The 26,966-nt window shown below is 66.6% G+C and carries 20 protein-coding genes; 14 read left to right on the top strand and 6 right to left on the bottom strand.

The window, feature by feature from the left end; translation table 11 throughout:
• Window positions 1-79 precede the first annotated feature (79 nt).
• The 3 genes from KW830_RS11115 (at window position 80) to KW830_RS11105 (ending at window position 4,971) form a co-directional block, all read left to right on the top strand.
• A complete protein-coding gene (locus KW830_RS11115; protein ID WP_218333214.1) occupies window positions 80-2,992 on the top strand; it encodes a DNA topoisomerase III in 2,913 nt (970 codons plus the stop codon).
• A gap of 146 nt (window positions 2,993-3,138) precedes the next feature.
• Window positions 3,139-3,936 (top strand): tyrosine-protein phosphatase, encoded by a 798-nt coding sequence (locus tag KW830_RS11110; RefSeq protein ID WP_218333213.1) that lies wholly within the window; start codon window positions 3,139-3,141, stop codon window positions 3,934-3,936.
• A 213-nt stretch (window positions 3,937-4,149) separates the two neighbouring features.
• Complete coding sequence (locus KW830_RS11105; RefSeq protein WP_218333212.1) at window positions 4,150-4,971, top strand: glucose 1-dehydrogenase; 822 nt, start codon at window positions 4,150-4,152, stop codon at window positions 4,969-4,971.
• Between the two features lie 326 nt (window positions 4,972-5,297).
• Here the strand turns inward: KW830_RS11105 and KW830_RS11100 are convergent, their stop codons facing one another.
• Entirely contained in the window at window positions 5,298-7,865 is a 2,568-nt protein-coding gene (locus tag KW830_RS11100) for a penicillin-binding protein 1A (protein ID WP_218333211.1), read from the bottom strand.
• A 281-nt stretch (window positions 7,866-8,146) separates the two neighbouring features.
• Here KW830_RS11100 and KW830_RS11095 point away from each other — a divergent pair, with 281 nt between their 5' ends.
• From KW830_RS11095 to KW830_RS11065, 7 genes are all read left to right on the top strand, one after another.
• Window positions 8,147-8,707, top strand: coding sequence for a hypothetical protein (locus KW830_RS11095; protein WP_066538039.1), 561 nt, complete (start codon window positions 8,147-8,149; stop codon window positions 8,705-8,707).
• 171 nt (window positions 8,708-8,878) lie between these two features.
• Window positions 8,879-9,580: a glutathione S-transferase N-terminal domain-containing protein gene (locus KW830_RS11090; RefSeq protein ID WP_066538033.1), complete on the top strand. Its 702-nt coding sequence runs from the start codon at window positions 8,879-8,881 to the stop codon at window positions 9,578-9,580.
• A gap of 178 nt (window positions 9,581-9,758) precedes the next feature.
• Complete coding sequence (locus KW830_RS11085) at window positions 9,759-10,805, top strand: pirin family protein (protein ID WP_066538032.1); 1,047 nt, start codon at window positions 9,759-9,761, stop codon at window positions 10,803-10,805.
• A 265-nt stretch (window positions 10,806-11,070) separates the two neighbouring features.
• On the top strand, window positions 11,071-13,269 hold the full coding sequence (locus tag KW830_RS11080; protein WP_218333210.1) for a methyl-accepting chemotaxis protein: 2,199 nt from the start codon (window positions 11,071-11,073) through the stop codon (window positions 13,267-13,269).
• Window positions 13,270-13,369: 100 nt separating this feature from the next.
• Window positions 13,370-13,855: a peptidylprolyl isomerase gene (locus KW830_RS11075; protein WP_066538025.1), complete on the top strand. Its 486-nt coding sequence runs from the start codon at window positions 13,370-13,372 to the stop codon at window positions 13,853-13,855.
• Window positions 13,856-14,146: 291 nt separating this feature from the next.
• The gene (locus tag KW830_RS11070) at window positions 14,147-16,375 is read left to right on the top strand and encodes a TonB-dependent siderophore receptor (protein ID WP_218333209.1); all 2,229 of its coding nucleotides are present in this window, start codon (window positions 14,147-14,149) and stop codon (window positions 16,373-16,375) included.
• A gap of 12 nt (window positions 16,376-16,387) precedes the next feature.
• Entirely contained in the window at window positions 16,388-17,650 is a 1,263-nt protein-coding gene (locus KW830_RS11065) for a PepSY domain-containing protein (protein ID WP_218333208.1), read from the top strand.
• Between the two features lie 89 nt (window positions 17,651-17,739).
• Here the strand turns inward: KW830_RS11065 and KW830_RS11060 are convergent, their stop codons facing one another.
• Entirely contained in the window at window positions 17,740-18,612 is an 873-nt protein-coding gene (locus KW830_RS11060) for a gamma-glutamyl-gamma-aminobutyrate hydrolase family protein (RefSeq protein WP_066538019.1), read from the bottom strand.
• A gap of 413 nt (window positions 18,613-19,025) precedes the next feature.
• Between KW830_RS11060 and KW830_RS11055 the strand changes: the two genes are divergently transcribed.
• Both KW830_RS11055 and KW830_RS11050 read left to right on the top strand, forming a co-directional pair.
• Window positions 19,026-19,388 carry an HPF/RaiA family ribosome-associated protein gene (locus KW830_RS11055; RefSeq protein ID WP_218333207.1) on the top strand — a complete coding sequence of 121 codons (363 nt, stop codon included), beginning with the start codon at window positions 19,026-19,028 and terminating at the stop codon, window positions 19,386-19,388.
• Between the two features lie 273 nt (window positions 19,389-19,661).
• Complete coding sequence (locus KW830_RS11050; RefSeq protein WP_218333206.1) at window positions 19,662-19,937, top strand: hypothetical protein; 276 nt, start codon at window positions 19,662-19,664, stop codon at window positions 19,935-19,937.
• Between the two features lie 123 nt (window positions 19,938-20,060).
• Here KW830_RS11050 and dkgB read toward each other — a convergent pair whose 3' ends face one another.
• Window positions 20,061-20,897 (bottom strand): 2,5-didehydrogluconate reductase DkgB, encoded by an 837-nt coding sequence (gene dkgB / locus KW830_RS11045; protein WP_218333205.1) that lies wholly within the window; start codon window positions 20,895-20,897, stop codon window positions 20,061-20,063.
• Between the two features lie 223 nt (window positions 20,898-21,120).
• Here dkgB and KW830_RS11040 point away from each other — a divergent pair, with 223 nt between their 5' ends.
• Window positions 21,121-22,044: a LysR family transcriptional regulator gene (locus tag KW830_RS11040; RefSeq protein WP_218333204.1), complete on the top strand. Its 924-nt coding sequence runs from the start codon at window positions 21,121-21,123 to the stop codon at window positions 22,042-22,044.
• Between the two features lie 21 nt (window positions 22,045-22,065).
• Here KW830_RS11040 and KW830_RS11035 read toward each other — a convergent pair whose 3' ends face one another.
• Window positions 22,066-22,425: a tRNA-binding protein gene (locus KW830_RS11035; protein WP_066538386.1), complete on the bottom strand. Its 360-nt coding sequence runs from the start codon at window positions 22,423-22,425 to the stop codon at window positions 22,066-22,068.
• 246 nt (window positions 22,426-22,671) lie between these two features.
• Between KW830_RS11035 and KW830_RS11030 the strand changes: the two genes are divergently transcribed.
• Entirely contained in the window at window positions 22,672-23,637 is a 966-nt protein-coding gene (locus KW830_RS11030) for a tripartite tricarboxylate transporter substrate-binding protein (protein WP_255578314.1), read from the top strand.
• A 136-nt stretch (window positions 23,638-23,773) separates the two neighbouring features.
• On the opposite strand, the gene gap is transcribed toward KW830_RS11030, so the two are convergent.
• Together gap and tkt are read right to left on the bottom strand one after the other, a co-directional pair.
• Window positions 23,774-24,772: a type I glyceraldehyde-3-phosphate dehydrogenase gene (gene gap / locus KW830_RS11025; protein ID WP_066538004.1), complete on the bottom strand. Its 999-nt coding sequence runs from the start codon at window positions 24,770-24,772 to the stop codon at window positions 23,774-23,776.
• A 96-nt stretch (window positions 24,773-24,868) separates the two neighbouring features.
• Entirely contained in the window at window positions 24,869-26,914 is a 2,046-nt protein-coding gene (gene tkt / locus KW830_RS11020; protein ID WP_066538001.1) for a transketolase, read from the bottom strand.
• Window positions 26,915-26,966 lie beyond the last annotated feature (52 nt).

The following is a 26,966-nucleotide window of genomic DNA, read 5'->3' as shown; positions in this document are numbered from 1 at the left end:
GTGCGCACGCGTGCGAGACGCATTGTAGAAGCGGCGGCTTCGCTGGTGAAGCCGCCGTGGTAATGAACGAGAACCACCCATGACAAAGACCCTGGTGATTGCAGAAAAGCCCTCCGTGGCCCAGGACATCGTGCGCGCGCTGACGCCTGCCTACGGCAAGTTCGACAAGCACGAAGACCATTTCGAGAACGAGCGTTATGTGGTGACCAGCGCCGTCGGCCATCTGGTGGAAATCCAGGCGCCCGAGGAGTTCGACGTCAAGCGCGGCAAGTGGAGCTTTGCCAACCTGCCGGTGATCCCCCCGCGCTTCGACCTGAAGCCGGTGGACAAGACCAAGAGCCGTCTGAACGCGGTGGTCAAGCAGGCCAAGCGCAAGGATGTGACCGAACTCATCAACGCATGTGACGCGGGCCGTGAAGGGGAGCTGATCTTCCGCCTGATCGAGCAGTACGCCGGCGGCGCCAAGGGCGGGCTGGGCAAGCCCATCAAGCGCCTGTGGCTGCAGTCCATGACACCCCAGGCCATCCGCGACGGCTTTGACAAGCTGCGCAGCGAGCAGCAGATGCAGGGCCTGGCCGATGCCGCCCGCAGCCGCTCCGAAGCCGACTGGCTGGTGGGCATCAACGGCACGCGCGCCATGACGGCGTTCAATTCGCGCGATGGCGGCTTCTTCCTGACCACGGTGGGCCGGGTGCAGACCCCCACGCTGTCGCTGGTGGTGGAGCGCGAGGAAAAGATCCGCAAGTTCGTCAGCCGCGACTACTGGGAAGTGCATGGCGCGTTCAACGCCCAGGCCGGCCAGTACCTGGGCAAGTGGTTCAACCCCCAGTGGAAGAAGAGCGAAGACGCTGAAGCCAAGGCCGACCGCCTGTGGAACAAGCACGAGGCCGACGCCATTGCCGCGGCGGTGCGGGGCAAGCCCGCCACGGTGACCGAAGAGAGCAAGCCGACCACCCAGGCATCGCCGCTGCTGTTCGACCTGACCAGCCTGCAGCGCGAGGCCAACGGCAAGTTCGGCTTCTCCGCCAAGACCACGCTGGCGCTGGCGCAAAGCCTGTACGAACGCCACAAGGCCCTGACCTACCCGCGTACCGACGCACGTGCCCTGCCCGAAGACTATCTGCCCGTGGCACGCCAGACCTTCGAGATGCTGGCCACCAGCGGCATGCGCCATCTGGCGCCGTTTGCGCAGCAGGCCATCAACGACAACTACATCCGCCCGTCCAAGCGCATCTTCGACAACAGCAAGATCTCGGACCACTTTGCCATCATCCCCACCACCCAGGCGCCCAGCGGCCTGAGCGAGGCGGAGCAGAAGCTGTACGACCTGGTGGTGCGCCGCTTCATGGCCGTGTTCTTCCCCAGCGCCGAGCACCAGGTGACCACCCGCATCAGCAAGGTGGAGCAGCATTCCTTCAAGACCGAAGGCAAGGTGCTGGTCAAGCCGGGCTGGCTGGCCATCTACGGCAAGGAAGCCGCCAACGAGGTGGAAGACGCCAAGGAAGGCGACAAGGGCCAGCCGCTGGTGGCGGTGCAACCGGGCGAGCAGCCCCGCACCGACCATGCCGATGTGAAAGGCCTGAAAACCAAGCCGCCCGCGCGCTATTCGGAAGCCACGCTGCTGGGCGCCATGGAAAGCGCCGGCAAGCAGATTGACGACGAAGAGCTGCGCTCCGCGATGCAGGAGAAGGGACTGGGTACGCCAGCCACCCGAGCGGCCATCATCGAAGGCCTGCTGACCGAGAAGTACATGCTGCGCGAAGGCCGCGAGCTGATCCCCACGGCCAAGGCCTTCCAGCTGATGACGCTGCTGCGCGGCCTGCAGGTGGAAGAACTCTCCCGCGCCGACCTGACCGGCGAGTGGGAATACAAGCTGTCGCAGATGGAAAAGGGCGAGCTGTCGCGCGCCGCCTTCATGCAGCAGATTGCCGCCATGACCGAAAAGCTGGTCAAGAAGGCCAAGGAATACGACCGCGACACCGTGCCCGGCGACTACGCCACCCTGTCCACACCATGCCCCAACTGCCAGGGCGTGGTCAAGGAGAACTACCGCCGCTACGCCTGCACGGGCGCCAACGGGGCGGGCGAAGGCTGCGGCTTCTCGTTCACCAAGTCGCCGGCCGGCCGCACCTTTGAAACGGCCGAGGCCGAAGCCCTGCTGCGCGACCGACGCATCGGCCCGCTGGAAGGCTTCCGCTCCAAGGCCGGCTGGCCCTTCACCGCCGAAGTGGCCATCGTGCGCGACGAAGAGGCACAGAACTACAAGCTGGAATTCGACTTTGGCGACGACAAGGAAGAAGAGTCCGGCGAAATCGTGGATTTCAGCGCCCAGCAGTCTCTGGGCAACTGCCCCAAGTGCGGTGCACCGGTGTTCGAGCATGGCGCCAACTACGTCTGCTCCAAGGCCGTGCCCACACAGCAGCAGCCCACGCCCAGCTGCGATTTCAAGAGCGGCCAGATCATTCTGCAGCAGCCGATCGAGCGCGAGCAGATGACCAAGCTGCTGTCTGCCGGCAAGACCGACCTGCTGGAGAAGTTCGTCTCCAACCGCACGCGCCGCAATTTCAAGGCCTTCCTGGTCTGGGATGCGGAAGCGGGCAAGGTGAACTTCGAGTTCGAGCAGCGCGAATCCAAGTACCCGCCGCGCAAGACGGCGGCGGGTGCTGCCGCCAAGACCCCGGCCAAGACTGCGGCAGCCAAGAAGGCGCCTGCCGCCAAGAAGGCCGCCGCCAAGACCACGGCCCGCAAACCCGCCGCCGCCAACTACCGCCCGGATGCGGCACTGGCCGCCGTCATCGGTGACGGTGCCGTGGCCCGCACCGAGGTGGTGAAAAAGGTCTGGGACTATGTGAAGGCCCACAACCTGCAGGACCCCAAGGACAAGCGCATCATCGTGGCGGACGCCAAGCTGCTGCCGGTGTTCGGCAAGGACCGCATCGGCATGTTCGAGCTGACCGGCATCGTCGGCAAGCACCTGGTCAGCAACGACTGACCCCGTCCGTGCGACCGGCGGCCTGCTGCTGCGGGCCGGGTGTCGCACGGGTACATGCGTTGGTCACGGAGTGCAGGCACCATGGGGTCTGCACGCTGTGCCGCCCCGGGTGCTGTGCCCGGTGATTGACCCTTGAAGGAGCGACCATGGACCTGGCCCTCGATGCCGCCCCCACCACTGCCCCTGTTGCCACGCCGTTCCCCCGCAGCGTGGCGCTGCAGGGCACGACCAATTTCCGCGATCTGGGCGGCTACACCGGGGCCGATGGCCGCACGGTGCGCTGGCGCCACCTGTTCCGCTCCGACCACCTGGCAGGCCTGAGCCAGACCGACCTGCAGGCCCTGCAGGAGCTGAATGTGGGCCGGGCAGTGGACTTTCGCGGCGTGGAAGAGCGCGTGGCCCAGGGCTATGACTGGCCGTTTCTGACCCAGCATGCGCTGACCATCGAACCCACCGTGGTGCAGCGCGCGTTCGCCATGATCCACCAGGGCCACCGGCTCACGCCGGCCGATACCGTGGGCCTGATGCAGGACACCTACCGCGGCTTTGTCATCGACAATGCCGAGCGCTTTGCCACGCTGTTCCGCATGCTGCTGGAAAGCGACCGTCCCCTGGTCTTCCACTGCACCGCCGGCAAGGACCGCACCGGCTGGGCGGCGGCGCTGATCCTGCTGGCGCTGGGCGTGTCCCGCGAGGTGGTGCATGACGACTACCTGCTGACCAACCAGCTCTACCGTCGCCCGCTCGAGCTGGCCGCCAGGGCCGCGCAGACGGTGCCGCAGGAGATTCTGGATGTGCTGTGGCGTGTGCAGATGCCGTTCCTGGACAGCGCCTTTGCCCTGGCCGAAGAACGCTACGGCACCATGGACCGCTATCTGGCCGAAGCCCTGGGCGTGGGGGCTGCCGAACGCGCGCAGCTGGCGCGGATGTACCTGGAAGGCTGATGGCCGCCGCACCGCAGGAGGGTCGGCCGAGCTTAAAAAAGAGAACGGCCGCTGGCACATGCTGTGTGCCAGCGGCCTTTTTCATGCTGGCTGCGGCAGTCTGCGCACCTGGTGCGCAGGGCGGATGGGGCGCTGCACGCAAGCATGTGCCGGGTAGACTGGCCTTTTGCTCATTCCATGCGCCGCCCGAGAGGGCGGCGCACGGCTTCAGGTATGGACCAACGACTTGATTCCAAAGTGGCCATCGTCACCGGGGCGGCCCAAGGCATCGGCGAAGCGATTGCCCGCATGTTCGCCCAGCAGGGCTGCTTCGTCTATGTCACCGACATCCAGCATGAACGGGGCCGCGCCGTGGCCGATGCGCTGGGCGCGCAGGCCTGCTATGCCCCGCTCGATGTGCGGCAGGAAGACGATTGGCGCCGCGTCACCGCGCAGGCCCTGGCCGAGCGCGGGCGCCTGGACGTGGTGGTGAACAACGCGGGCGTGACCGGGTTCGAGGGTGGGGTGGTGGCCCATGACCCGGAGCATGCCGATCTGGCCGACTGGCATGCCGTGCACCGGACCAATCTCGACGGGGTGTTCCTGGGCTGCAAGCACGCCATCCGGGCGATGCGGCCGCAGCAGACCGGCTCCATCATCAACATCTCCTCCCGCTCGGGCCTGGTGGGCATTCCCGGGGCGGCAGCCTATGCCTCGTCCAAGGCGGCGGTGCGCAACCACAGCAAGACCGTGGCGCTGTACTGCGCCGAACAGGGGCTCCGCATCCGGTGCAATTCCATCCACCCGGCTGCCGTCCTCACGCCCATGTGGGAGCCCATGCTGGGCACCGGCGCGGACCGGGAGGCGCGCATGGCGGCACTGGTGCGGGACACGCCGCTGCGCCGATTCGGGCTGCCGTCAGAGGTGGCGTCCGTGGCCGTGCTGCTGGCGTCGGACGAGGCCACGTACATCACCGGCAGCGAGTTCCATGTCGACGGAGGCCTGCTGGCCGGAACGGCGGTGACCCCGGCCGTGGTGGGGGGCGCAGACGCCTAGTGCCTCCGAGGGCCCAGGCCGCGTGTCCATGGGCCCAGGCCATGGGGCAGAGCCCTGTCCGGGGCGTCACCGGCGGCCCGCCTGCGTCCTGAAAACTGTTTTGCAGCGCGGCGCACAACAAGTTGTGCACCTCAAGTTCGATAGCGCTCCGGCACGCGGATGCGTCGGTGCAGCAGCCCGTGCGGCCGCGCTGCCTGCGCCATCCCTGGAAAAGATTTTGCACACTGCATGCTGTGGCGCTTGTCCACAGCCCGGCCACCGGCAAGGTGCCGGTTGTGGCGCGTGCGTACCTCACCCGGCTGGGCGGCGAACGCCATCACCCGGCATCACCCGCCCAATGGCGGCATCGGGTAGGCCTCGCGGTCCTGCGGGCGGGGCAGCTGGCCGGGCAGGGGCGGCAGGTTGTACGGGTTGTAGGCACCGTCCTGGCCGGCAGGGGGCGGTTGCACCGGTGCCGGTGCCGGGGCGGGCAGGCCCTGTTCCTGCAAGGTGGGCGTGCGTTCTTCCACCGGGCCGTCGTGGCTGGTGTCGGGGTCGCGGGTGACCGGGGCCGGGCCGCCGGGGCGCTGCTCCCGCCCGGGCCAGCCGCCGCCGGGCATGGGGGGCGCCGCAGGCGTGGACGGTGTGGCCGGCGGGCTGGCGTCCGGCGCGGGCGCCGGGCGGCGGGGGGCGGACGGGGCATGGTCCTGCACGGCGCCTTCGTCCTCGGGGGTGCTGCCCCACCAGCCTTGAATGCGTTCGCGCAGACCATCCACCAGATTGCCCCACCAGTCGCTGTGCTCGGGTTCGGCGAAGCGGGCCTGGGCGTCGATGCGGCGGGTGCCCAGCACGCGGTTGGTGAAGTCGCCCACCATGGGCAGGGCGCTGCGCGCACCCTGGCCCCAGTAGTCGCTGCGCAGGGTGATGCGGCCGTCGTTGAAGCCGGCCCAGGCGCCGGTCACCAGCTGCGGGTGCATCAGAATGAACCAGCCATCGGCATTGCCCTGGGTGGTGCCGGTCTTGCCGGCCACATCGGCGTGGATGCCGTAGGTGCTGCGGATGGCGCGGCCCGTACCTTTGTCGATCACGCCGCGCAGCATGTCCACCAGGGCGTTGGCGGCGTTGGTGTCCATGGCGGCTTCGGCGCGGGCGGGGGCAAATTCGGCCAGCACATCGCCGTCGCGGTTGGTGATGCGGGTGACCATGACCGGCGGCAGGTACTGGCCGCTGCGCGCCAGGCTGGCGTAGGCGGTGACCATTTCCTGCAAGCTGACCGGGCTGCTGCCCAGGGCCAGGGCCGGCACCGCGTCGAGTGCGCTGTCGCGCACACCCAGGCTGCGGGCCAGGCGCACCACCTTGGCGGGGCCGACCTGCTGCATCACCTGGGCGGTGATGGTGTTCTTGGAATAGGCCAGGCCGTCGGCCAGGGTCATGGCCTGGTTGCTGGGCGGCTGTGCGTCGGTGGGGCGCCAGATCTGGCCGCCGGACAGCGGAATCTCCACGGCCTTGTCCTCCAGCGTGTCGCTGGGGCGGCTGCCGTTGAGCAGGGCCGCGCCATAGACAAAGGGCTTGAAGGTGGAGCCGGGCTGGCGGCGTGCCTGCTGCACGTGGTCGAACGGGTCCTGCTTGTAGTCGCGGCTGCCCACCCAGGCCAGGATATGGCCGTTGCGCGGGTCCATGGCAAGGAAGCCGGCCTGGATGCGGGTTTTCTCTTCGCGCAGCGCGGCCATGAAGGCGCGGTCGATCAGCAGGCGCTTCAGGGCCTCGGCCGGGGCTTCGCCGCTGGCCACGGCGCTGCGGTAGGCGCTGCTTTCCTTGACCAGGGTCTGCACCAGCGGCTGCTGGGCGCCCCAGGCGCTGGCCTGCGACCAGTTGCGCTGGGCCACCGCCTGCAAGGTGCGGCCATGGCGGGCCACGGCCTGGTTGGCCCAGGCCTGCATGCGCGAATCGACGGTGGTGTGGACCACCAGGCCGTCGCTGTGGATGTCATAGCCATGGCTGTCGGCCCAGTCCACCAGCCAGCCGCGCAGTGCCCGCACAAAGTGCGGTGCCGGGCCTTCGGCGATTTCCTGGCGCTCGAAATCCAGGCGCAGCGGGCGGGTCTTGAGCCGGTCGAACTCGGCTTCGGCCAGCACCTCGCGCTTGACCATCTGGCTCAGTACGGTGTTGCGGCGCTGCACGGCGCGCTCGGGGTTGCGCACCGGGTTGTAGTAGCTGGTGCCCTTGAGCATGCCCACCAGGGTGGCGGCTTCCAGCACCGTGAGCTTGTCGGCGCCTTTGTCGAAATAGGTGCGTGCCGCCATCTCGATGCCGAAGGCGTTGTAGAGAAACGGGACCGTATTCAGATAGGTCTCCAGGATCTCGTCCTTGGTGTAGAGCGCCTCGATCTTGTAGGCGGTCACGGCTTCCTTGAGCTTGCGGCTGAGCGTGGCGTCGCGCCCCACTTTTTCCGGGTAGAGGTTGCGCGCCAGCTGCTGGGTGATGGTGGAGCCGCCCTGGCGGTCCCCCGACAGGGTGTAGACGACCGAGGCGGCGGTGCGGCGCCAGTCCAGCCCGTGGTGTTCGTAGAAACGGTGGTCTTCGGTGGCGATCAGTGCCTTGACCACATTGGGCGAAATCTGGGCCAGCGGGATCCAGCGGCGGTTGCTGCGGGTGAACAGGGCCAGTTCCTTGCCGTCGGCGCTCAGGATCTGGGCCGGGTTGTCTTCCTTGGCCTTGCGGATGTCCGACAGGCTGGGCGTGAGCAGCACCAGTACGCCCAGCAGCAGCACCAGGAACACCGGCACGCAGGCGGCGGCCTGCCACCACTGGCGGCGGGTACGGGTGGCGAGAAACTGGCGCAGGGCTTGCCAGCCTTGGCGCAGCAGGGACTGCAGCTGCGCGATGGCAGCGGTGAAAGAAGGTGGCAAGGGCATGGTCTGCGAGAAAGGCCGGGTGGGGCGGCGTGCGGGGCGCTTGCGCATCCAACGCCTGCCAGCACCGGCGAGTTGACCCGGTCAGTGTGCCGCAGCCGGGCAGAAAACACACGGGGTGTGGGGAATTGCTGCCTCTGGCGCTTGGGGCCCTAGCGTACGCCCCGGCAGAAGGCGGCGGATTGCCGCACAATCCCAGGTTTTTCGGCGAGGTACAGGGAACCTGTATCGCCCGCACGGTTCCAACACCGTACCGCTTTTGTGCTTTCCCGGATTCGCAGCCCATGCAACGCCGCCGTTTTCTGCTCAGTGCCGCCTGTGCGGTCCCTCTTCTGACCACCGCCTGCTCGGGCCGCTCCCTGCCACGCCAGCTCAGCATGAGCACGCAGCAGCTGCAAGCCACGGTGGCGCGCAAATTCCCCAAACCCTATCCCGTGGCCGGCCTGCTGCAACTGCAGCTGCAGGCGCCGGTGCTGTCCATGCTGCCGGACAGCAACCAGATCCGGGCCGTGCTGCCGGTGCTGCTGTCGGGCCCGGTGCTCAAGCAGACTTTCCAGGGCCAGCTGGATGTGAGCTTTGGCCTGCGCTACGAGCCCAGCGACCGCACGCTGCGTGCCCAGCGCGTGCTGGTCAACAGCCTGCAGATCGCCGATGCCCCGCCCGCGCTGGCGGACATGCTGACCACCTACGGGCCGCGCCTGGGCGAACAGGTGCTGGACAACCTGGTGCTGCACCAGTTCGAGGACAAGGATCTGGCGCTGGCCGACACCATCGGCCTGCAGCCCGGCGTCATCACGGTCACGGCACAGGGCTTGACCATGAGCCTGGACAAAAAGACGTCCTGAGTACCTAAATGCGCTCAGGCGTATATATGACGGTAGTAGGTTGCTATGGTTTTATTTAGCAGGCTGTCGTTTTTTACCGTTTGTCGCTGGCCTTTTGTCCTACAAGGCCGTTAACATGCAGACACGCTGGCGCATGCGCCAGCGGCTGTTGACTCCTGCACAAGGCCCTGCATGATCGATCTGAGTCCTTACCCTGTCACCCGCAAATGGCCTCCCCAGTTTCCGGACTGGCTGCAGCTGTACTCCCTGCCCACACCCAACGGGGTGAAGGTGTCCGTGATGCTCGAGGAATGCGGCATCCCCTATGAAGCACACCGGGTGGACATCCAGACCGGGGACCAGTTCACCCCTGAGTTCCTGAGCGTCAATCCCAACAACAAGATTCCGGCCATCCTGGACCCGCAGGGCCCCGGCGGCAGCCCGCTGGTGCTGGCCGAAAGTGGTGCCATCCTCGTCTATCTGGCGGAAAAGTCGGGCCAGTTCCTGCCCCCCGACGCCGTGGCGCGCTACCAGACGCTGCAATGGCTGATGTTCCAGATGGGGGGCATCGGCCCCATGTTCGGCCAGATCGGCTTCTTCCACCGCTACGGCGGCAAGGACTATGAGGACAAGCGCCCGCTGCAGCGCTATGTCACCGAAGCCCAGCGCCTGCTCAAGGTGCTGGACCAGCAGCTCAAGGGCAAGTCCTGGATCATGGGCGACACCTACACCATTGCCGACATGGCCATCCTGCCCTGGGTGCGCTGCCTGATCGAGTTTTACGATGCGGGCGAGCTGGTGGGCCTGGGCAAATTCCCCAATGTGCTGCGCGTGCTGGCGGCCTGGGAAAAGCGCCCGGCCGTGCAGCGCGGGCTGCAGATGCCGCCGCGCTGAGACTTCAAGCTACAGAACAATGCCTGCTTTCATGCAGGCATTGTTCTGTGGGTGAGATGCTGCGTTCCGCGAGCATGGCATTGGGAAAAGGTGCGCCGGCCCCATCATCTGCACCATGGCGAGGCAGGATCTGCGGCACGGTTGGTTGCCGCCCCACCCGTCGCCACCGGAGACCCAGATGCCCCACACCCCGCACGCGATTCTCAGCCGCCAGCCCATCGACGGGCTGCGCTGGCCGGTGCTGGATCCGTTTCTGTTCTGCGCCCACCACGACGATGCCTACCCGGCAGGGGACGGGCAGATGGGCCTGCAGGCCGTGGCGCTGGACGAGCGCGAGCTCGGCAGCGATTTCAGCGGCAAGGACGGCTTTTCGATGTACCACGGCGAGCATGTGCCCGGCTTCCCCGGCCACCCGCACCGGGGGTTCGAAACCGTGACCCTGGTGCGCAAAGGCCTGATCGACCATGCCGATTCGCTGGGCGCTGCCGCACGCTTCGGTGAAGGGGATGTGCAGTGGCTCACCGCCGGCCAGGGCATCCAGCATTCGGAGATGTTCCCGCTGCTGCACCGCGACCAGGCCAATCCGCTGGAGCTGTTCCAGATCTGGCTGAACCTGCCCGCGGCCCGCAAGATGGTGGCGCCGCACTTCACCATGCTGTGGAGCGAGCGCATCCCGCGCCTGGTGCACACCAGCGACGGCGGCGCCCGGACCACGGTCACCGTGGTGGCCGGTGCGCTGCCGGGTGCGGGTGCGCCGCTGCCGCCGCCGCCCGAGTCCTGGGCCGGTCAGGCGGATGCGGATGTGGCGATCTGGACGCTGCGGCTGGAACCCGGCGCCCGCTGGTCGCTGCCCGCCGCCCAGGGCGCGCAGACCCGGCGCATGCTGTACTGGTTTGTGGGCCAGCAGCTGCAGGTGGCTGGTGACACGCTGCGCGAACATGCGGCGCTGGAAATGGCCGCCGGCCAGGACTGGGTGCTGGAGAACACCGGCAGCGATGTGGCGGAGCTGCTGATGCTGCAAGGCCGGCCGATTGCCGAACCCGTGGTGCAGTACGGACCGTTCGTGATGAACACGCAGCAGGAAATCATGCAGACCATGATGGACTACCGCCGCACCCAGTTTGGCGGCTGGCCCTGGGACAGCCAGGATCCGGTGCATGGCCCGGAGATCCGCCGCTTCGCCCGCCACCCGGGCCAGCAGGTGGAAGAGCGGCCCACGGCCTGATGCCCGGCGGCTGCGGGTGAGACTGCACAGGCCTGCCTGGCCCACGCCGGGCAGGAGCCTGTGGGTTGCTGGCGGCGCAAAAGCGCCTTGCATAGCGCAGGGAATCGCCGGATTTGTTACTTGATTGTTACGCGTTGATGTGGGTCAAGTGCTTTTCGGCGGTGATCGTTAGCCTTGTGATTTTGGGAGTGGACACCGCCGTGGCCCTGAGGCAGGGTCCGGCACCGCAGGTGCACGCGCCGCTCCCCCACCATCAAGAGGCACTATGCACATTGGGCAACGTTACTGGCGCCGCCAGGGTCTGGGAACCAAGCTGGCCATCACCAACTTCGTCTGGGTGGCAGCCATTCTGGCGGCGCTGCTGCTGGGCATTGCCTGGAGCGTGACCCGCGTGATGGAGCACAAGGTGCAGAACGAGCTGGAGCAGGGCGTCTCGATGCTGGGCCGTTTCATCGAGGCCAATGACCGTGACCTGCGCCAGCGCACCCAGTTCCTGGCCGACAGCTTCGCGGCCAGCCTGAACGGCACGCTGGAACTGGACCGCAGCGCCGAGCCGCTGCTGCGCCTGGACGGGGTGGCGCTGAATGGCGACAACGCCCGCATCGATCGCTTCACCCGTGCCACCGGTGCGGTGGCCACGGTGTTCATGCGCCAGGGGGATGACTACCTGCGTGTGGCCTCGTCGCTGAAGACCGACAAGGGCGAACCCGCCACCGGCACCCAGCTGGACCGCCAGCACCCGGCCTATGCCGAAGTCCAGGCCGGACGCAGCTACATGGGCCTGGCCATGCTGTTCGGCCGCCAGTACATGACGCAGTACCGTCCGCTGAAAGATGCCTCGGGCGCCATCGTGGGCATGGCCTTCGTGGGGCAGGACTTCTCGGAGCTGCTGAACAACCTCAAGGCCTCCATCCGCGCGCTGAAAGTGGGCGAAGGCGGCTATTACTACGTGCTGCGCAACGACGCTGCCGCCCCGGGCACGCTGGTGGTACACCCGTCCCAGGAGGGGCAGAGCATTCTGGAATCCAGGGACAGCGACGGCCGTGCCTTCATCCGCGAGATCCTGGAGCGCAAGCAGGGCGCCATCAGCTATCCCTGGGCGAATGCGGGGGAGTCTGCGCCGCGCGCCAAGCTGGCGGTGTTTGGCGAATATGCGCCCTGGAACTGGACCATCGTCTCCAGCGCCTATGTGGACGAGTTCGTGGCTGAAACCCGCCGCATGATCGCCCTGTTTGCCGCCATGGGCCTGTGTGCCGTGCTGGTGCTGGCCGGGGTGTGGTTCCTGCTGCTGCGCCGCATGATCGTGCGCCCGCTGAACGAAGCCAGCCAGCTGGCCCGCACCATCGCCGCCGGGGACCTGACGGTGAAGATCCCGCATGAGCGCAAGGACGAAATAGGCCAGCTGCTGGACGCCATGAACCACACGGTGGATGGCCTGTCGGATGTGGTGCGCACGGTCCAGGCCCAGGCTGAAAGCGTGGCCGCTGCCAGCGCACAGATCGCCCAGGGCAATCTGGACCTGGCCAGCCGCACCGAAAACGAAGCCAGTGCGCTGGAAGAAACCGCCGCCGCCATGGAAGAGCTGGGAAGCACCGTGGCCCATAACGCCGACCACTCCAAGACCGCCGACCAGCTGGCGCGCAGCGCCCAGCAGGTGGTGACCGAAGGCGGCCACGCCGTGCGCCAGGTGGTGCAGGCCATGCAGGGCATTGATGCCGGCAGCCAGAAGATTGCCGACATCACCGGGGTGATCAACTCCATCGCCTTCCAGACCAACATCCTGGCGCTGAATGCCGCCGTGGAAGCCGCGCGTGCCGGCGAGCATGGCCGCGGCTTTGCCGTGGTGGCCGGCGAGGTGCGGGCCCTGGCCAGCCGCAGTGCCGAAGCCGCCAAGGAAATCCAGCAGCTGATCAGCACCAGCGTGGCCGAAGTGCACCAGGGCAATGCCCGCGCCGCGCGCGCCGGGGAAACCATGGAGCAGGCGGTCAGCGAGATCCAGAAGGTCACCCAGCTGATCTCCAGCATCAGCCTGGCCAGCGCCGAACAAAGCACCGGCGTGGCCCAGGTGGGCGAGGCCGTGACCCACATGGACCAGACCACACAGAAGAACGCTGCGCTGGTGGAGGAAATGGCGGGCGCTGCCGACAGCCTGCGCCACCAGTCCGAAGAACTGCTGCATGCCGTGGCCGTGTTCCGTGTGCAAGGCGGCGGTCAGACCGGTCTGACCCGCCGTGCTGCGGCCCACACGGCGGCACGCAAGCAGGCGGCGGCCGCCACGGCCCAGGTGCTCCACACCGTCGCCCATGGAGCCAAGGCTGGCAGCACTTTCAGCAAGCCTGCCGCCGTGAAGGCAGCATCCCCGGCCACCGCCCCGGCACTGGCCCCTGCGCCGCAGGCTCCAGTGGCATCCACAGGGTCGGCAGCGGCCACCACGGCCGACACCGAGGAATGGACCAGCTTCTGACCCCTGCCCCCGGGGGGCCGCGGCAGATCGGGGACAATGGTTCCCATCCCAACCAACGGGGTGGCTGCGCAGGCAGCCGCCCCGCTTTTGATTGCAGAGCATGAACATCACCAAAGACACCGCCGTCACCATCCACTACAAGATCCACGCGCTGCTGCAAGGCGGTCTGGCCGGTCCGTTGCTGGACAAGGGCGACGTGGCCTATCTGCATGGCGGTTACGACAACATCTTTGCCAAGGTGGAAGCGGCCCTGGAAGGCAAGCAGACCGGCGATGCACTGACCGTGGACCTGGCGATCGAAGACGCCTTTGGCGAACGCGACGAAAGCCTGCTGCGCACCATCCCCAAGGGCGAGTTCCCCCCCGGCGTGAAGGTGGGCGGCCAGCTGCGCGGCACCAACGACCAGGGTCTGCCCCAGATCTACAACGTGGTGAAGATCAAGGGCCCGGTGGTCCAGCTGGACGGCAACCATCCGCTGGCCGGCCAGGCCCTGCGCTTTGCCTGCACCGTGAGCGAAGTGCGTGCGGCTTCCGAAGAGGAAATTGCCCACCGCCATGTGCATGGCGGCCACGGCCACCACCACTGAGAGGCAAGGGTGGCGGTGGGGCCGCCGCGTGCCGTGGCACTGCCAGGGCACGCAGGGTCTGCACCGCTTCCGGCCCGGTGAGAGCAGCCGCCTTCGGGCGGCTTTTTTGTGCCGAATCGCTGCTCTCTGCTTCGCCTTTCACCAGGGTCGTGCAACAAAAGCAAGTGCTTACATTGAATGCGGTGCTGTGTGCAAGGAGCGACAGACGGCGTCCTTGTCAGGAATGTGGATATACGAGTGAGAATGATTGTCAATAAAATTACGTTGACAATCTTCAACATCCCTGTGTCTATGAGCCATCCAGCATTCCCCCTGCGACCGATTGCGGTCGCTTTGTCTTTGTGGGCCTCTGGCGCCAGTGTCTGGGCGCAGGCCGCCGCCACTGAGCTGGAAACCGTCACCGTCGAAGCCAGCGCCGATGCCTCGGCCGAAGGCCTGTCCAAGCCCTATGCCGGAGGCCAGGTGGCACGCGGCGGGCGTGCCGGCATTCTGGGCACGCGCGACAACATGGACACGCCGTTTTCCATCACCAGCTACACCAATGAGCTGATCCAGGACCGCCAGGCCAAGAGCGTGGGCGATGTGCTGCAGAACGATCCGACGGTGCGGGTGGCGCGTGGCTTCGGCAACTTCCAGGAAGCGTATTTCATCCGCGGCTTCACCCTGAGCTCGGACGATGTGGCCTACAACGGCCTGTACAGCCTGCTGCCGCGCCAGTACATCGCCACCGAGCTGTTCGAGCGCGTGGAAGTGCTGCGGGGCGCCTCGGCCTTCCTGACCGGTGCCAGCCCCAACGGCGGGGGCCTGGGTGGCAACATCAACCTGTTGCCCAAACGTGCCGGCAACGAGCCCCTGAACCGCGTGGGCGTGGGCGTTTCCAGCGGTGGCCAGGCCACGGTCTCGGCAGACATCAGCCGCCGTTTCGGCCCGGACCAAAGCACGGGCCTGCGTTTGAACGCCGCGCACCGCGGCGGTGATACGGCCACCGACCAGGAAAGCGCCAAGCTGGATCTGCTGTCCCTGGGCGTCGACTGGCGCAGCCGCAATGTGCGGCTGTCGGGCGACATCGGCTGGCAGAACAACCGCCTGAAAGAGACCCGCACCAATGTCACGCCCGGCACCGGTGTGACAGTGATCCCCAGCGCGCCCGACGCATCGTCCAACTGGGCCCAGCCCTGGTCGTACTCCAACGAGCGTGATCTGTTCGGCACCTTCCGTGGGGAATGGGACATCAACGACGATGTGACCGCCTGGGCCGCCTATGGCCTGCGCCGCAGCAAGGAACGCAACGCGCTGGCCAATGTCACGCTCACGGCGGCCGGCAATGGCGCTGCCACGACCAGCCGCTTCGACAACGCCCGGGAAGACCATGTGAGCACGGGAGAGCTGGGTATTCGCGGCAAGTTCACGACTGGCAGCGTGGGCCATGAGCTGGTGGCCAGCTACTCGCACTTCGACCTCAAGGTGTACAACGCCTACGGCATGAGCACTGGGGCAGGCAATACGCTCAACACCAACATCTACAACCCGACGTCCTACGCCATTACCGGACTGACGTTCCTGGGCAACGATCTCAACAACCCGGCCTACAACCGCGGCGTCACGCTGCAAAGCTACGCGCTGGGCGACACCCTGTCCCTGCTGGATGGCAAGGCGCTGCTGACCCTGGGGGTGCGCCACCAGACGCTCGAATCCGATTCGCTGACCTACCGCGTTGTCAACAACGGCGTGCAGACCAGTGCCGGCGGTGCGCGTGCTTCCGCCTATGACAAGAGCCGCACCAGCCCGGTGGTGGGTGCGGTGTTCAAGCTGACGCCGCAGGTGTCGCTGTACGGCAATTACATCGAAGGTCTGGTGCAGGGTGACACCGCGCCGGCGACTTCCGGCGGGATTGCCGTTGCGAATGTCGGCGAGCAGCACGCGCCCTACGTCGCCAAGCAAAAGGAAGTCGGTGTCAAGTACGACGGTGGCAAGATTGGCGGTGGACTGGCCTTCTTCTCGACCGACAAGCCCCGCTCGGCCTTTGACCCGGTCACCCGCATCTTCGGTTCTTCGGGCGAAGACCGCCACCAGGGGGTGGAGCTGAACGTGTTCGGCGAGCCCGTGCGCGGCCTGCGTCTGTTGGGTGGTGCCACCTGGCTGGATGCCAAGCAGCGCAGCACCGGCAGCAGCACCACCGACGGCAAGCGTGTGATCGGTGTGCCGCAGTTCCAGGCCACGGCAGGCGCTGAATGGGATGTGCCCGCTGTGCAAGGCCTGACGCTGGATGCACGCGTGGTCCATACCGGCGCCACCTACGCCAATGCCACCAACACCCTGCGTGTCAGCGGCTGGAACCGCCTGGATCTGGGCGTACGCTACATGACCGAAGTGCAGGGCAAGCTGCTGACACTGCGTGCCCGCGTGGACAATGTGGCGGATCGCAACTACTGGGCATCGGTGGGCGGCTACCCCGGCTCTGGCTATCTGGTGCTGGGTGCCCCGCGCACCTTCACACTGAGCGCCAGCATGGACTTCTGAAGGTGACACTGCATGCGTGAATTCTGGACCGTGGTCCACCGCTGGATCGGGCTGACCGTGGCCCTGTTCCTGATGGTGGCGGGCGCCACAGGGGCGGTGATCTCCTGGGACCACGAACTCGATGAGTGGCTCAACGCCGACATCATGCACACGCCGGGCCGCGGCGCGCTGCAGGACCCGGTGGCGCTGGCCGCCGCCGTCGAGGCCAGCGATCCGCGTGCCGAAGTGGCCTATATGACCCTGGGACTGGAGGAGGGGCATGCCGCCTCCTTCCTGGTGCGCCCGCGCCAGGACCCGGCCACCGGCCGTCCCTATGTGCTGGGCTACAACAATGTGTTCGTGGACCCGGTGACCGCGCAGGTCACCGGCCACCGTGATTCCAAGAGCATTGCGCTGAGCACCCGCAACCTGATGCCCTGGCTGCGCCACCTGCACGAAAGCCTGCACATGCCGGCCTTCTGGGGCAGCGACCGCTGGGGCTTCTGGCTGATGGGGGGCGTGGCGCTGATGTGGCTGATCGACAGCTTTGTGGCCCTGTACCTGACGCTGCCGCGGCGCCTGGCGGCCCGTGGTTCGACCCAGTGCACGGCGGCACCGGCGCGTTCCTGGTGGGGGCGCTGGCAGCCGTCCTGGGTGGTGCGCTGGCGTGCCGGAGGCTACAAGCTCAACTTCGACCTGCACCGTGCCGGCGGCCTGTGGGTGTGGGGCATCATCATCGTGGTGGCCTTCACCTCGTTCTCGCTGAACCTGTACCGCGAGGTGTTCTACCCGGTGATGCGCCAGATCTCCACGACGACGCCCGGTCCGTACGAGACGATCAAGCCTGCGCCCTACGGCAGCTTCATCCAGCCCAAGATCTCGTTCGCCCAGGCCATCGACATTGCGCGTGCCGAGGGCCAGCGCCTGGGCTTTGCCCACAGTCCCGGCGGCATCTGGTACGGCGGGGACTTCCCGTTCTACAACGTCTCGTTCTTTGATCCCACGGACGAAATGGGGGCCATGGGCATGGAGATGTCCAATATCTACGTCAGTGCGGAAGACGGCACGGTGCTGGGCATGCACCGCCCATGGCACGGCACGGCGGCCGATGTGTTCGTGCAACTGCAGTTGCCGCTGCATTCCGGGCGCATCCTGGGCATGCCGGGGCGCATCCTGATGTCGCTCATGGGGCTGATGGTGGTGATGCTCTCGGTCACCGGCATCGTCATCTGGGAACGCAAGCGCCGCGCACGCCGTGCGGTGCGGGTGGCGGAGCGGGCGGTGCTGGTGCGCTGAGACTCCGGCGGGCAGCCCTTTGCCAACCCCTTGCACACAGCCGCCTGCGGGCGGCTGTGTCGTTTCTGGTGCACCGGCGGCGCCGGTGCTCAGCGCTTGCGCAGCAGGGCGCGCCGCAGCATGCGGGCCGCGCGGTCGCGGATCTGGAACGGGCTGTGGCTCAGTGCCGGACGCACCTGGGCGCGTTCGCAGGCGGCCAGAAAATCTTCCAGAATGACGCGGTCGTCCAGGGTGCGGCCTTCGGGGTCGCGGAACTCGGGATGCCACTGCGTGGCCGCGATATAGCTTTTGCCACCGATGCGGCGGTGGATGGCTTCGGGAATGCGGTCCGGAATGCTCCAGGCCTCGATGTCAAAGCCCGGCGCCACGTTCTTGATGCCCTGGTGGTGGATGCTGTTGACCCGTGCGCGCGGCTGGTTGGGGTAGAGCCGGTCCAGGCGGCTGCCGGGCACGATGGCGATGTCGTGCTGGTGCTTGTCGTAGGTGATGGGGTTGCGGTGCTGCTGTGCGCCGGGCACCTGGGTTTCGATGTCCTGGTAGAGCGTGCCGCCAAAGGCCACATTGATCAGCTGCAGGCCGCGGCAGACCCCGAAGATGGGCTTGCCGGCCTGGCTGAAGGCCTCCACCACCGCCATGTCGTACAGGTCACGCACCCGGTCGCCCAGCCATTCGGGCTGCAGCGGTTCCTCGCCATAGCTGCCGGGCCACACGTCGGCACCGCCGTGCATCACCACGCCATCCAGCCATTCGGCGTAATGCGCCAGCGTCACGTCGCCGCGCGCGGTTTCGCCGGTGGGGCAAGGCACCATGACCACCATGGCACCGCTGGACATGATCCAGTGGGCGATCGACTGCTCGACATACTGCAGTGTCTTGCCGGTGAACAGCGGCCGGTAAGGGTCGGCATGGGAGAAGCAGGCCGAGAGGCCAATCTTCAGGCGGCGGGAGGCGGGCGCGGTCATGAGCATCCATGCTAGTGCGCATGCGCCCCTTTGTGCGCAGTCGATCCGGGTTTTACATGTAGGCGCAGTCGTACGGCAGAACGGCATGTACATCTGGCGACGCCTGCAACTTCGGGCTACTTTGTGTCGTTTGCTATGAATTTGGAAGTGTTTGAGGCAGCCTGCATGCGCACTGGTGTGCTATCAGCTGTGGCTGCCGGGCCACGAAGTAGGACTTGACGGACATCAACAGGCGTCCTTCTCGTGGCGACGAAAGGCTGCGCCGCAGGCCGAACTGGGGCATCATGAAACCGTGCATGGCAGGCCGAAGCCGGGCAAGTACCACCAGGTCGACCCGAGCGGGCCGTGGCGGGTGAAGCCGTTTCACCGCTGCGCAGGCCATGCGCGGCAGCAAGGCAACAAGGAGGAAGCTGATGCAAGTTCAAGTTCATGCCGACGACTCCATCCAGGGCGGCGATTCGCTCGCGCAGTGGGCCCAGGAAGAAATCAACACCCGTCTGGCACGACTCAAGGATTACGTGCAGCGCGTGGAGGTCTACCTCACCGGCGTCGATGCCCTCAAAAGCACCGGTGGCCCCGGCAAGCGCTGCGTGCTGGAAACCCGTGCCAATGGCCGACCCCCGATTGCGGTGAATGCCGAGGCCGAAAAGGTGCATGAAGCCTTTGTCGTGGCCGTGGACAAGCTGCTGCGTGCGGTGGACACCGATCTGGGCAAGCTCAAGGACAAGAACGGTCGCGAGAGCGTGCGCGGTGTGGAAGACCCCGCCGTGGGCTAGGGTTGGAGGGCCACAGGCCCGGAGCCCGTGCAGGGCTCCTCTCCTGTGCGCACAGGCCGCCGGACAGGCGGCCTTTTTTTGTGCCCGCCGCTGCGGTGGGTGACCGGCCGGGCCCTGTGGCAGAGGGTCGAGGCTGGGCCGACGGGCCTGGGCCGGATACAGCGCCTTGGCTGACAGACGGTGGGACCGGCGGCAGCTACAGTAGGTGTCCCGTTGCTGCATGACAGCACGCGGCCGGATTGCACGGCCCATCACAAGGAAAGGAACTTGCGCATGAGCACCCATCCCCCCATTCCCGACCCAGCCGACGACAGCGACACCGATGGCCTGCCAGCACGCTTCTCTGCCCGGATTGCGGGCCTGGTCCAGCACCGTGTGGGAGACGGCCCGCTGGAGCCGATTCCCCGGGGCCAGGACGTCGTGGTGGACTTGGCCATCGCCAGCATGGTGGTGTCCTGGACCAGCGAGGGCCAGCCCGTCACCGTGACCTTGTCGCGCGAAGAGTTTCTGGAATACGTCGATCTGGGCGCCATCCAGATCACGGCCTGAAGTACGGGCCCCATGGGGCCTCAGGTCGTCTCACAGGGACGGCCTTGCCGTCAAAAAAAAGCTCCGACAGGAGCTTTTTTTGTGGCCTGTGCGCTGTGGCGTGCGGACCGCAGGAGGCCGGTCTCAGTCCCACACCGGTGCCAGGCCTTCGGGGCTGACCTGGCGGTCGCCGCGCTCCAGCGCATCGATGCGGGCCATGTCATCCGCGCTCAGGCGCAGCGTGCGGCTGGCCAAGTTGCTCTGCAGGTGGGCGCGCTGGGTGGACGAGGGGATCACGGCGATCCCGTGCTGCATGGCCCAGGCCAGTGCCACCTGGGCGTGGCTGGCGCCGTGGGCGGTAGCGATCTCGGCCAGCACCGGCTCGCCCAGCAGCTTGCCGTAGCCCAGGGTCATGTAGGACGTGGTGTGGATGCCGTGCTGGCGCGCGAAGTCCACGACAGCGCGGTTTTGCAGATAGGGGCTGAGCTCGATCTGGTGGGTGGCAATCTGGTCGGCACCCACGGTGTCGATGGCCTGCTGCAGCAGCGCGGTGTTGAAGTTGGAGACACCGATGTGGCGCGTCAGGCCCAGTTCCCTGGCACGCTGCAGGGCCCGCAGGCTCTCCTGCAGCGGCACGTCGCGCGAGGGCCAGTGGATCAGCGTCAGGTCCACATGGTCGGTGCGCAGGTGCTCCAGGCTTTGCTGCAGGCTGGGGATCAGGGCATCGGCCCCCAGGTGGGCGACCCAGATCTTGGTGGTCAGGAACAGGTCCTGGCGCGGCACGCCGCTGGCGGCGATGGCGCTGCCCACATCGGCCTCGTTCTCGTAAATCTGCGCGGTGTCGATGGCGCGGTAGCCCAGCTCCAGGGCGGTGCGCACGGACTGTTGCACCACATCGCCCTTCAGGCGGAAAGTGCCCAGGCCCAGCGGGGGGACCACGGAAAGGGCAGCGGCAGCGGGGTGTGCCAGGGTATCGGTCATGGGAAGGCTTTCAAAACAGGGGCGGTGCCGGTGGCCGGACACCGCCAGGGGAGAAGGCAATGGCAGGTGCTGCCGCCCGCACCGGGGAACACCGCGGTGGCAAGGCGTTGCGAGGCCATCACGAAGCATGGCGCCAGTGTGGCGCAGCCATACCTGCAGAAAAAGCCCTGAATCCACAGAAAATAATTGACTGAAAATCAACAATTGCGCCAAGCTCGGGCCCATGCAATCCACTTTGGAAGAACTGCTTGCCTTTCGGACGGTGGTCGACACCGGCAGCATCACGGCAGCGGCCCTGCAACTGGACCAGACCACGTCCGGCATCAGCCGCAGCCTGTCACGGCTGGAGAAGAAACTGGCCACCACCTTGCTGCGCCGCACCACGCGCAAGCTGGAGCTGACCGAGGAAGGCGCGCGCTTTCTGGCCCAGGCCCGTGCCGTGCTGGAGGCCCTGGATGCCGCCGAGGAGGACCTGGCCGTGCGGCGCCAGGCCCCGGCGGGGCCGCTGCGTGTCAACGCCGCTTCGCCTTTCATGCTGCATGTGGTGGTGCCGCTGGTGGCGGCGTTTCGTGCGCGCTACCCGCTGATCACGCTGGAGCTGAACACCGATGACCTGCACATCGACCTGCTGGAAAAGCGCACCGACATTGCCATCCGCATTGGTGCGCTGCGTGACTCCACGCTGCACGCGCGCCTGCTGTGCCACAGCCCGCTGCGGGTGCTGGCCAGCCCGGCCTATCTGGAAGGGCATGCGCGCATCCGCAGCGTGGCCGATCTGGCCCAGCACCAGCGCATAGGCAACAGCCAGGTGCCGGGCTTGAACCAGTGGCCGCTGCGCACCAGCGATGGTGGCGAACGCTGGGATGCGGCGCCCCAGCTCACGGCCTCCAGCGGGGAGACCATGCGCCAGCTGGCGCTGGCCGGTCAGGGCGTGGTCTGTCTGGCCGACTTCATGACCGTGCGCGACCGCGCCCAGGGGACGCTGGTGCAGGTGCTGCCGCAGGCCACCGTGCTGCAGCGCCAGGCCATCCACGCCGTGTACTACCGCAACACCGTGCTGGCGGCACGCATCACGGCGTTTCTGGATTTTCTGGCGCCAGCGATGGTGCCGCCCACGGACAGCGCCGGAGTCCGCGAGCACGCCTGAAGCTGGCGCCTCCGGCCCCCGTCAGAGCAGCTTGGTGCCGAGTGGCACCTCCCGGTCCGGTACACACAGCGCCACATGGCCGTCTGCATTGTGAAAGCCGGTCACCAGGCATTCGGACTGGATGGGACCGATCTGCTTTTTGGGAAAGTTCAGCACCGCCACCACCTGCCGGCCCACCAGGTCCTCGGGCTGGTAGAGCTGGGTGATCTGGGCGCTGGACTTGCGCAGACCCAGGGCCGGGCCAAAGTCCACCTGGAGGAGGTAGGCGGGCTTGCGCGCCTGGGGGAATACTTCGGCCGCCACGATGCGGCCTACGCGCAGTTCCACTTGCAGAAAATCGTCAAAGCCAATCGGCGCGTGCAGGGAAGAGGGTGCAGTCATGGCGTCCATCATGCGGCCCCCGGGCGTGGCAACTGTCGTGCAACCCTGGTGGTGGCAGTCCAAGCCTGGACAGCCCCCGGGCCTTCGGTTGATTTGGTAGTTTGCACATGGCAAATGATTGGTTGGGTTTCGGGGGGGGGGCTGGCCAGAATCGGGGGCTCGCACTCCCTGCGATACACAGGCGCCTTGCCGCTGTCGTGCTGCGCAGGTGGGTGCTTTTTTTCTTCCCCCTGCATGACTGTCGCGATGATCTTCTCCCCCCTCGCCCGCCGTTCCCTGCTGGCTGCTGCCGTGGCCGTTTCCTTTGCGTCCGCCGCACAGGCCGAGCGCCTGATCCGCATCGTGGTGCCGTTCGGTGCCGGTGCCACGCAAGACACCGTGGCCCGCACCTTCAGCAACGAACTGGGCCAGGCCCTGGGCGCTACCGTGGTGGTGGAAAACCGCGCGGGCGCGGGCGGCAGCGTGGGCACATCCCAGGTGGCCAAGGCCGCGCCGGATGGCAATACCCTGGTGCTGGCGGCTGCCAGCCACAACCTGGCCAGCCACCTGTACGCCAAGCTGCCGTATGACGCGCAGAAGGACTTTGTCGGCGTCTCCTTCCTGGGCCGCACCGGCTATGTGGTGGGTGTTCCCGCCAGCAGCGGCATCAGCTCGCTGGCTGCATTGCTGCAGCGCGCCAAGGCCCAGCCGGGCCAGTTCAACTACGCCTCGGCGGGCAATGGCAGCGCGTCCCACCTGGCCAGTGCCCTGCTGGCGGCGCAAAGCGGTGTGCAGTTGCAGCATATCCCGATGAAGTCCACCGGTGACGCCACCACCGAGCTGCTGGCGGGCCGCGTACAGCTGGTCACGGGCGCCACCATCGGCATGCTGGCCTTCCAGCATGATCCGCGCATCAAGCTGCTGGCGTATTCGGGCCAGCAGCGCTCGCGCTTCCTGCCCGATGTGCCCACGGTGGCCGAAGCCGGCGTACCCGGCTATGCCTTCGATTCCTGGCTGGGTCTGCTGGCACCGGCCGGCACGCCCGCTGCCGAGGTGGAGCGCATCAATGCCGCGGTGCGCAAGGTGCTGGCCGAGCCGGTGGTGCAGGAACGCCTGGCTCGCGTGGGCGTGGAAGCCGGTACCTTGCCGGTGCCGGCGTTCCAGCAGCTGTTGAAGGACGACTGGGTGGCGGCCGGCCAGATCGTCAAGGCAGCAGGTGGTCGCATCGAATAAGCCGCCCTCGAAAGCCGCATCCGCCATCCACAGGATGCAAAAAAGCCAGCCGCGTTGCCGGGCTGGCTTTTTTTGTGGCGGATCGCTGCAGCACCCAAAGGCCTGAACAGCGATCCGGGCAGTGAAGCCGCAGGGCTTACTTGGCCACCACGCGCACCATTTCCAGGCACTTGTTGGAGTAGCCCCACTCGTTGTCGTACCAGGAAACGACCTTGACGAAGGTCTTGTCCAGGGCGATGCCGGCTTCGGCGTCGAACACGGAGGTGCAGGTCTCACCGCGGAAGTCGGTGGCCACCACCTTGTCTTCGGTGTAGCCCAGCACGCCCTTCAGCGCGCCTTGGGACTGGGCCTTCATTTCGGCGCAGATTTCTTCGTAGGAAGCTTCGGTGTTCAGTTCCACGGTCAGGTCGACCACGGACACGTCGGAAGTGGGCACGCGGAAGGACATGCCGGTCAGCTTCTTGTTCAGCTCGGGAATCACCACGCCCACCGCCTTGGCAGCGCCGGTGCTGGAGGGAATGATGTTTTCCAGAATGCCACGGCCGCCGCGCCAGTCCTTGTTGGAAGGGCCGTCCACGGTCTTTTGCGTGGCGGTGGCAGCGTGCACGGTGGTCATCAGGCCGCGCTTGATGCCCCACTTGTCGTTCAGCACCTTGGCCACGGGGGCCAGGCAGTTGGTGGTGCACGAGGCGTTGGAGATGATGGCTTCGCCCTTGTAGGTGGCGTGGTTCACGCCGAACACGAACATGGGGGTGTCGTCCTTGGAAGGAGCGGACAGGATCACCTTCTTTGCGCCCGCGTCGATGTGCTTCTGGGCGGTTTCCTTGGTCAGGAACAGGCCGGTGGATTCGATCACCACGTCGGCGCCGACTTCGTTCCACTTCAGGTTGGCGGGATCGCGTTCCTGGGTCAGGCGGATCTTCTTGCCGTTGACGACCAGGGTGTTGCCTTCGACGGAGACTTCACCGTCAAAGCGGCCATGCACGCTGTCGTACTTCAGCATGTAAGCCAGGTAGTCGGGCTCGAGCAGGTCGTTGATGCCAACGATTTCGATGTCGCTGAAGTTCTGCACTGCGGAGCGCAGCACGTTGCGGCCAATGCGGCCAAAACCGTTGATACCTACCTTGATGGTCATGGTTGCCTCGTCTCTAGGGATGGTGAAAACAAAAACCGGATCACTCTAGGCAAAACGCCCACCAAAGCCAAGCCAGGGTGGGCGTCTTGATCGTGATTACTTGTTGCGGCGCAAAGCCTCGCGCACGGTGTCGGCCACGTTCTCGGCGGTGAAGCCGAAGTGCTTGAACAGCACCGGTGCGGGAGCCGATTCGCCATAGCTGTCGATACCGACCACGGCAGCGCAGCCGTACTTCCACCAGAAGTCGGTCACGCCCATTTCCACCGCGATGCGGGGCAGGCCGGCGGGCAGCACGGACTGCTTGTAGGCCATGTCCTGGCGGTCGAAGGTGGTGGTGCTGGGCATGGAGACCACGCGCACGGCAATCTTCTTCTCGGCCAGCTGCTTCTGGGCCGCGAGGGCCAGCTGCACTTCGGAGCCGGTGGCGATGATCACGGCCTGGGCCTTCTTGCCCTTCAGGCCCACGTCCTTGGGCTCGGAGAGCACGTAGCCGCCGCATGCGATGTTGTCCAGCGCGTCTTCGCTCTTGGGAGCGTAGGCCAGGTTCTGGCGCGACAGCAGCATGGCTGTGGGCCGGTTCTTCTGGCTGATGGCCACGGCCCAGGCCATGGCGGTTTCGGTGGTGTCCGCGGGGCGCCACACATCCAGACCGGGGATCAGACGCAGGCTGGCCGCATGTTCGATGGACTGGTGGGTGGGGCCGTCTTCGCCCAGACCGATGGAGTCGTGGGTGAACACGTGGATCACGCGCTGCTTCATCAGCGCGGCCATGCGGATGGCGTTGCGGCTGTAGTCGGAGAAGGTCAGGAAGGTGCCTGCGTAGGGGATGTAACCACCATGCAGCGCCACACCGTTCAGGATGGCGGCCATGCCGAACTCGCGCACACCGTAGTTGATGTGGCGGCCGATCTTGCCTTCTTCGGTCTTGACCACGGCACCGTTGTCGTCCACTCGGAAAGCGGGGGTGGACTTGGTGTTGGTCAGGTTGGAGCCGGTCAGGTCGGCGGAGCCGCCCAGCAGTTCGGGCAGCGCAGCGGTCAGGCCTTCCAGGGCCAGCTGGCTGGCCTTGCGGCTGGCCACGGTGGCGCCGGCGTCATGCGCGTCGGAGGCGATCTGCGCGGCCACTTCGACGAAGTTGTCGGGCAGGTTGCCGGCCATGCGGCGGGTGAAGGCAGCTGCCAGCTCGGGGTAGTCCTTGGCGTAGGCGGCGAACTTCTTGTCCCAGGCAGCTTCGGCCTTGGCACCCTGGTCCTTGGCGTCCCAGTCGGTATAGACATCGGCGGGGATTTCGAAGGGGCCGTAGGTCCAGCCCAGTGCGGCGCGGGTCAGCGCGATTTCTTCGGCACCCAGCGGCTCGCCGTGGGCCTTGGCGGTGTCCTGGCGGTTGGGCGAACCCTTGCCGATGCTGGTCTTGCAGCAGATCAGCGTGGGCTTGGTGGCGCTCTTCTTGGCTTCGGCAATGGCGGCGTCCACGGCGTCCACATTGTGGCCGTCCACGGCGCGGATCACGTTCCAGCCGTAGGCCTCGAAACGCTCGGGCGTGTTGTCGATGAACCAGGGCGTGACCTTGCCGTCGATGGAGATGCCGTTGTCGTCGTACAGCGCGATCAGCTTGTTCAGTTTCCAGGCGCCGGCCAGGGAGGCGGCTTCATGCGAGATGCCTTCCATCAGGCAGCCATCGCCCAGGAACACGAAGGTGTGGTGGTCCACGATCGTGTGCTTGTCCTGGTTGAATTCGGCGGCCAGCAGCTTTTCAGCCAGGGCAAAGCCCACGGCATTGGTGATGCCCTGGCCCAGCGGGCCGGTAGTGGTTTCCACGCCCGGTGTCACGCCCACTTCGGGGTGGCCGGCGGTCTTGCTGTGCAGCTGGCGGAAGTTCTTCAGCTCCTGCAGAGGCAGCTCGTAGCCGGTCAGGTGCAGCAGGGCGTAGATCAGCATGGAGCCGTGGCCGTTGGACAGGATGAACCGGTCGCGGTTGGCCCAGTGCGGGTTCACAGGGTTGTGCTGGAGGTGGCGGCTCCACAGCGCCACGGCCATGTCGGCCATGCCCATGGGGGCTCCGGGGTGGCCGGAATTAGCTTGTTGAACAGCGTCCATAGCCAGCGCGCGGATTGCGTTGGCCATCATTTGGGTGTTTGCCATGGAGGGCAGCTCCGAGGGGTGAGTGTGCAAAGAGATGGGCGGGATTTTACCG

The sequence above is a fragment of the Comamonas sp. CMM03 genome (assembly GCF_019218715.1).
GTDB classification, from domain to species: domain Bacteria; phylum Pseudomonadota; class Gammaproteobacteria; order Burkholderiales; family Burkholderiaceae_C; genus Comamonas; species Comamonas terrigena.
This window is presented reverse-complemented; position numbering and strand designations above follow the sequence as displayed.

Coding starts and splice junctions, on each gene's coding strand:
- KW830_RS11080 (WP_218333210.1), top strand. CDS start 11,071: ATGCACATTGGGCAACGTTACTGGCGCCGCCAGGGTCTGGGAACCAAG.
- KW830_RS11070 (WP_218333209.1), top strand. CDS start 14,147: ATGAGCCATCCAGCATTCCCCCTGCGACCGATTGCGGTCGCTTTGTCT.
- KW830_RS11105 (WP_218333212.1), top strand. CDS start 4,150: ATGGACCAACGACTTGATTCCAAAGTGGCCATCGTCACCGGGGCGGCC.
- KW830_RS11110 (WP_218333213.1), top strand. CDS start 3,139: ATGGACCTGGCCCTCGATGCCGCCCCCACCACTGCCCCTGTTGCCACG.
- KW830_RS11090 (WP_066538033.1), top strand. CDS start 8,879: ATGATCGATCTGAGTCCTTACCCTGTCACCCGCAAATGGCCTCCCCAG.
- KW830_RS11050 (WP_218333206.1), top strand. CDS start 19,662: ATGAGCACCCATCCCCCCATTCCCGACCCAGCCGACGACAGCGACACC.
- KW830_RS11095 (WP_066538039.1), top strand. CDS start 8,147: ATGCAACGCCGCCGTTTTCTGCTCAGTGCCGCCTGTGCGGTCCCTCTT.
- KW830_RS11100 (WP_218333211.1), bottom strand. CDS start 7,865: ATGCCCTTGCCACCTTCTTTCACCGCTGCCATCGCGCAGCTGCAGTCC.
- KW830_RS11075 (WP_066538025.1), top strand. CDS start 13,370: ATGAACATCACCAAAGACACCGCCGTCACCATCCACTACAAGATCCAC.
- dkgB (WP_218333205.1), bottom strand. CDS start 20,897: ATGACCGATACCCTGGCACACCCCGCTGCCGCTGCCCTTTCCGTGGTC.
- KW830_RS11035 (WP_066538386.1), bottom strand. CDS start 22,425: ATGACTGCACCCTCTTCCCTGCACGCGCCGATTGGCTTTGACGATTTT.
- gap (WP_066538004.1), bottom strand. CDS start 24,772: ATGACCATCAAGGTAGGTATCAACGGTTTTGGCCGCATTGGCCGCAAC.
- KW830_RS11060 (WP_066538019.1), bottom strand. CDS start 18,612: ATGACCGCGCCCGCCTCCCGCCGCCTGAAGATTGGCCTCTCGGCCTGC.
- KW830_RS11055 (WP_218333207.1), top strand. CDS start 19,026: ATGCAAGTTCAAGTTCATGCCGACGACTCCATCCAGGGCGGCGATTCG.
- KW830_RS11040 (WP_218333204.1), top strand. CDS start 21,121: ATGCAATCCACTTTGGAAGAACTGCTTGCCTTTCGGACGGTGGTCGAC.
- KW830_RS11115 (WP_218333214.1), top strand. CDS start 80: ATGACAAAGACCCTGGTGATTGCAGAAAAGCCCTCCGTGGCCCAGGAC.
- KW830_RS11030 (WP_255578314.1), top strand. CDS start 22,672: ATGATCTTCTCCCCCCTCGCCCGCCGTTCCCTGCTGGCTGCTGCCGTG.
- KW830_RS11085 (WP_066538032.1), top strand. CDS start 9,759: ATGCCCCACACCCCGCACGCGATTCTCAGCCGCCAGCCCATCGACGGG.
- tkt (WP_066538001.1), bottom strand. CDS start 26,914: ATGGCAAACACCCAAATGATGGCCAACGCAATCCGCGCGCTGGCTATG.
- KW830_RS11065 (WP_218333208.1), top strand. CDS start 16,388: ATGCGTGAATTCTGGACCGTGGTCCACCGCTGGATCGGGCTGACCGTG.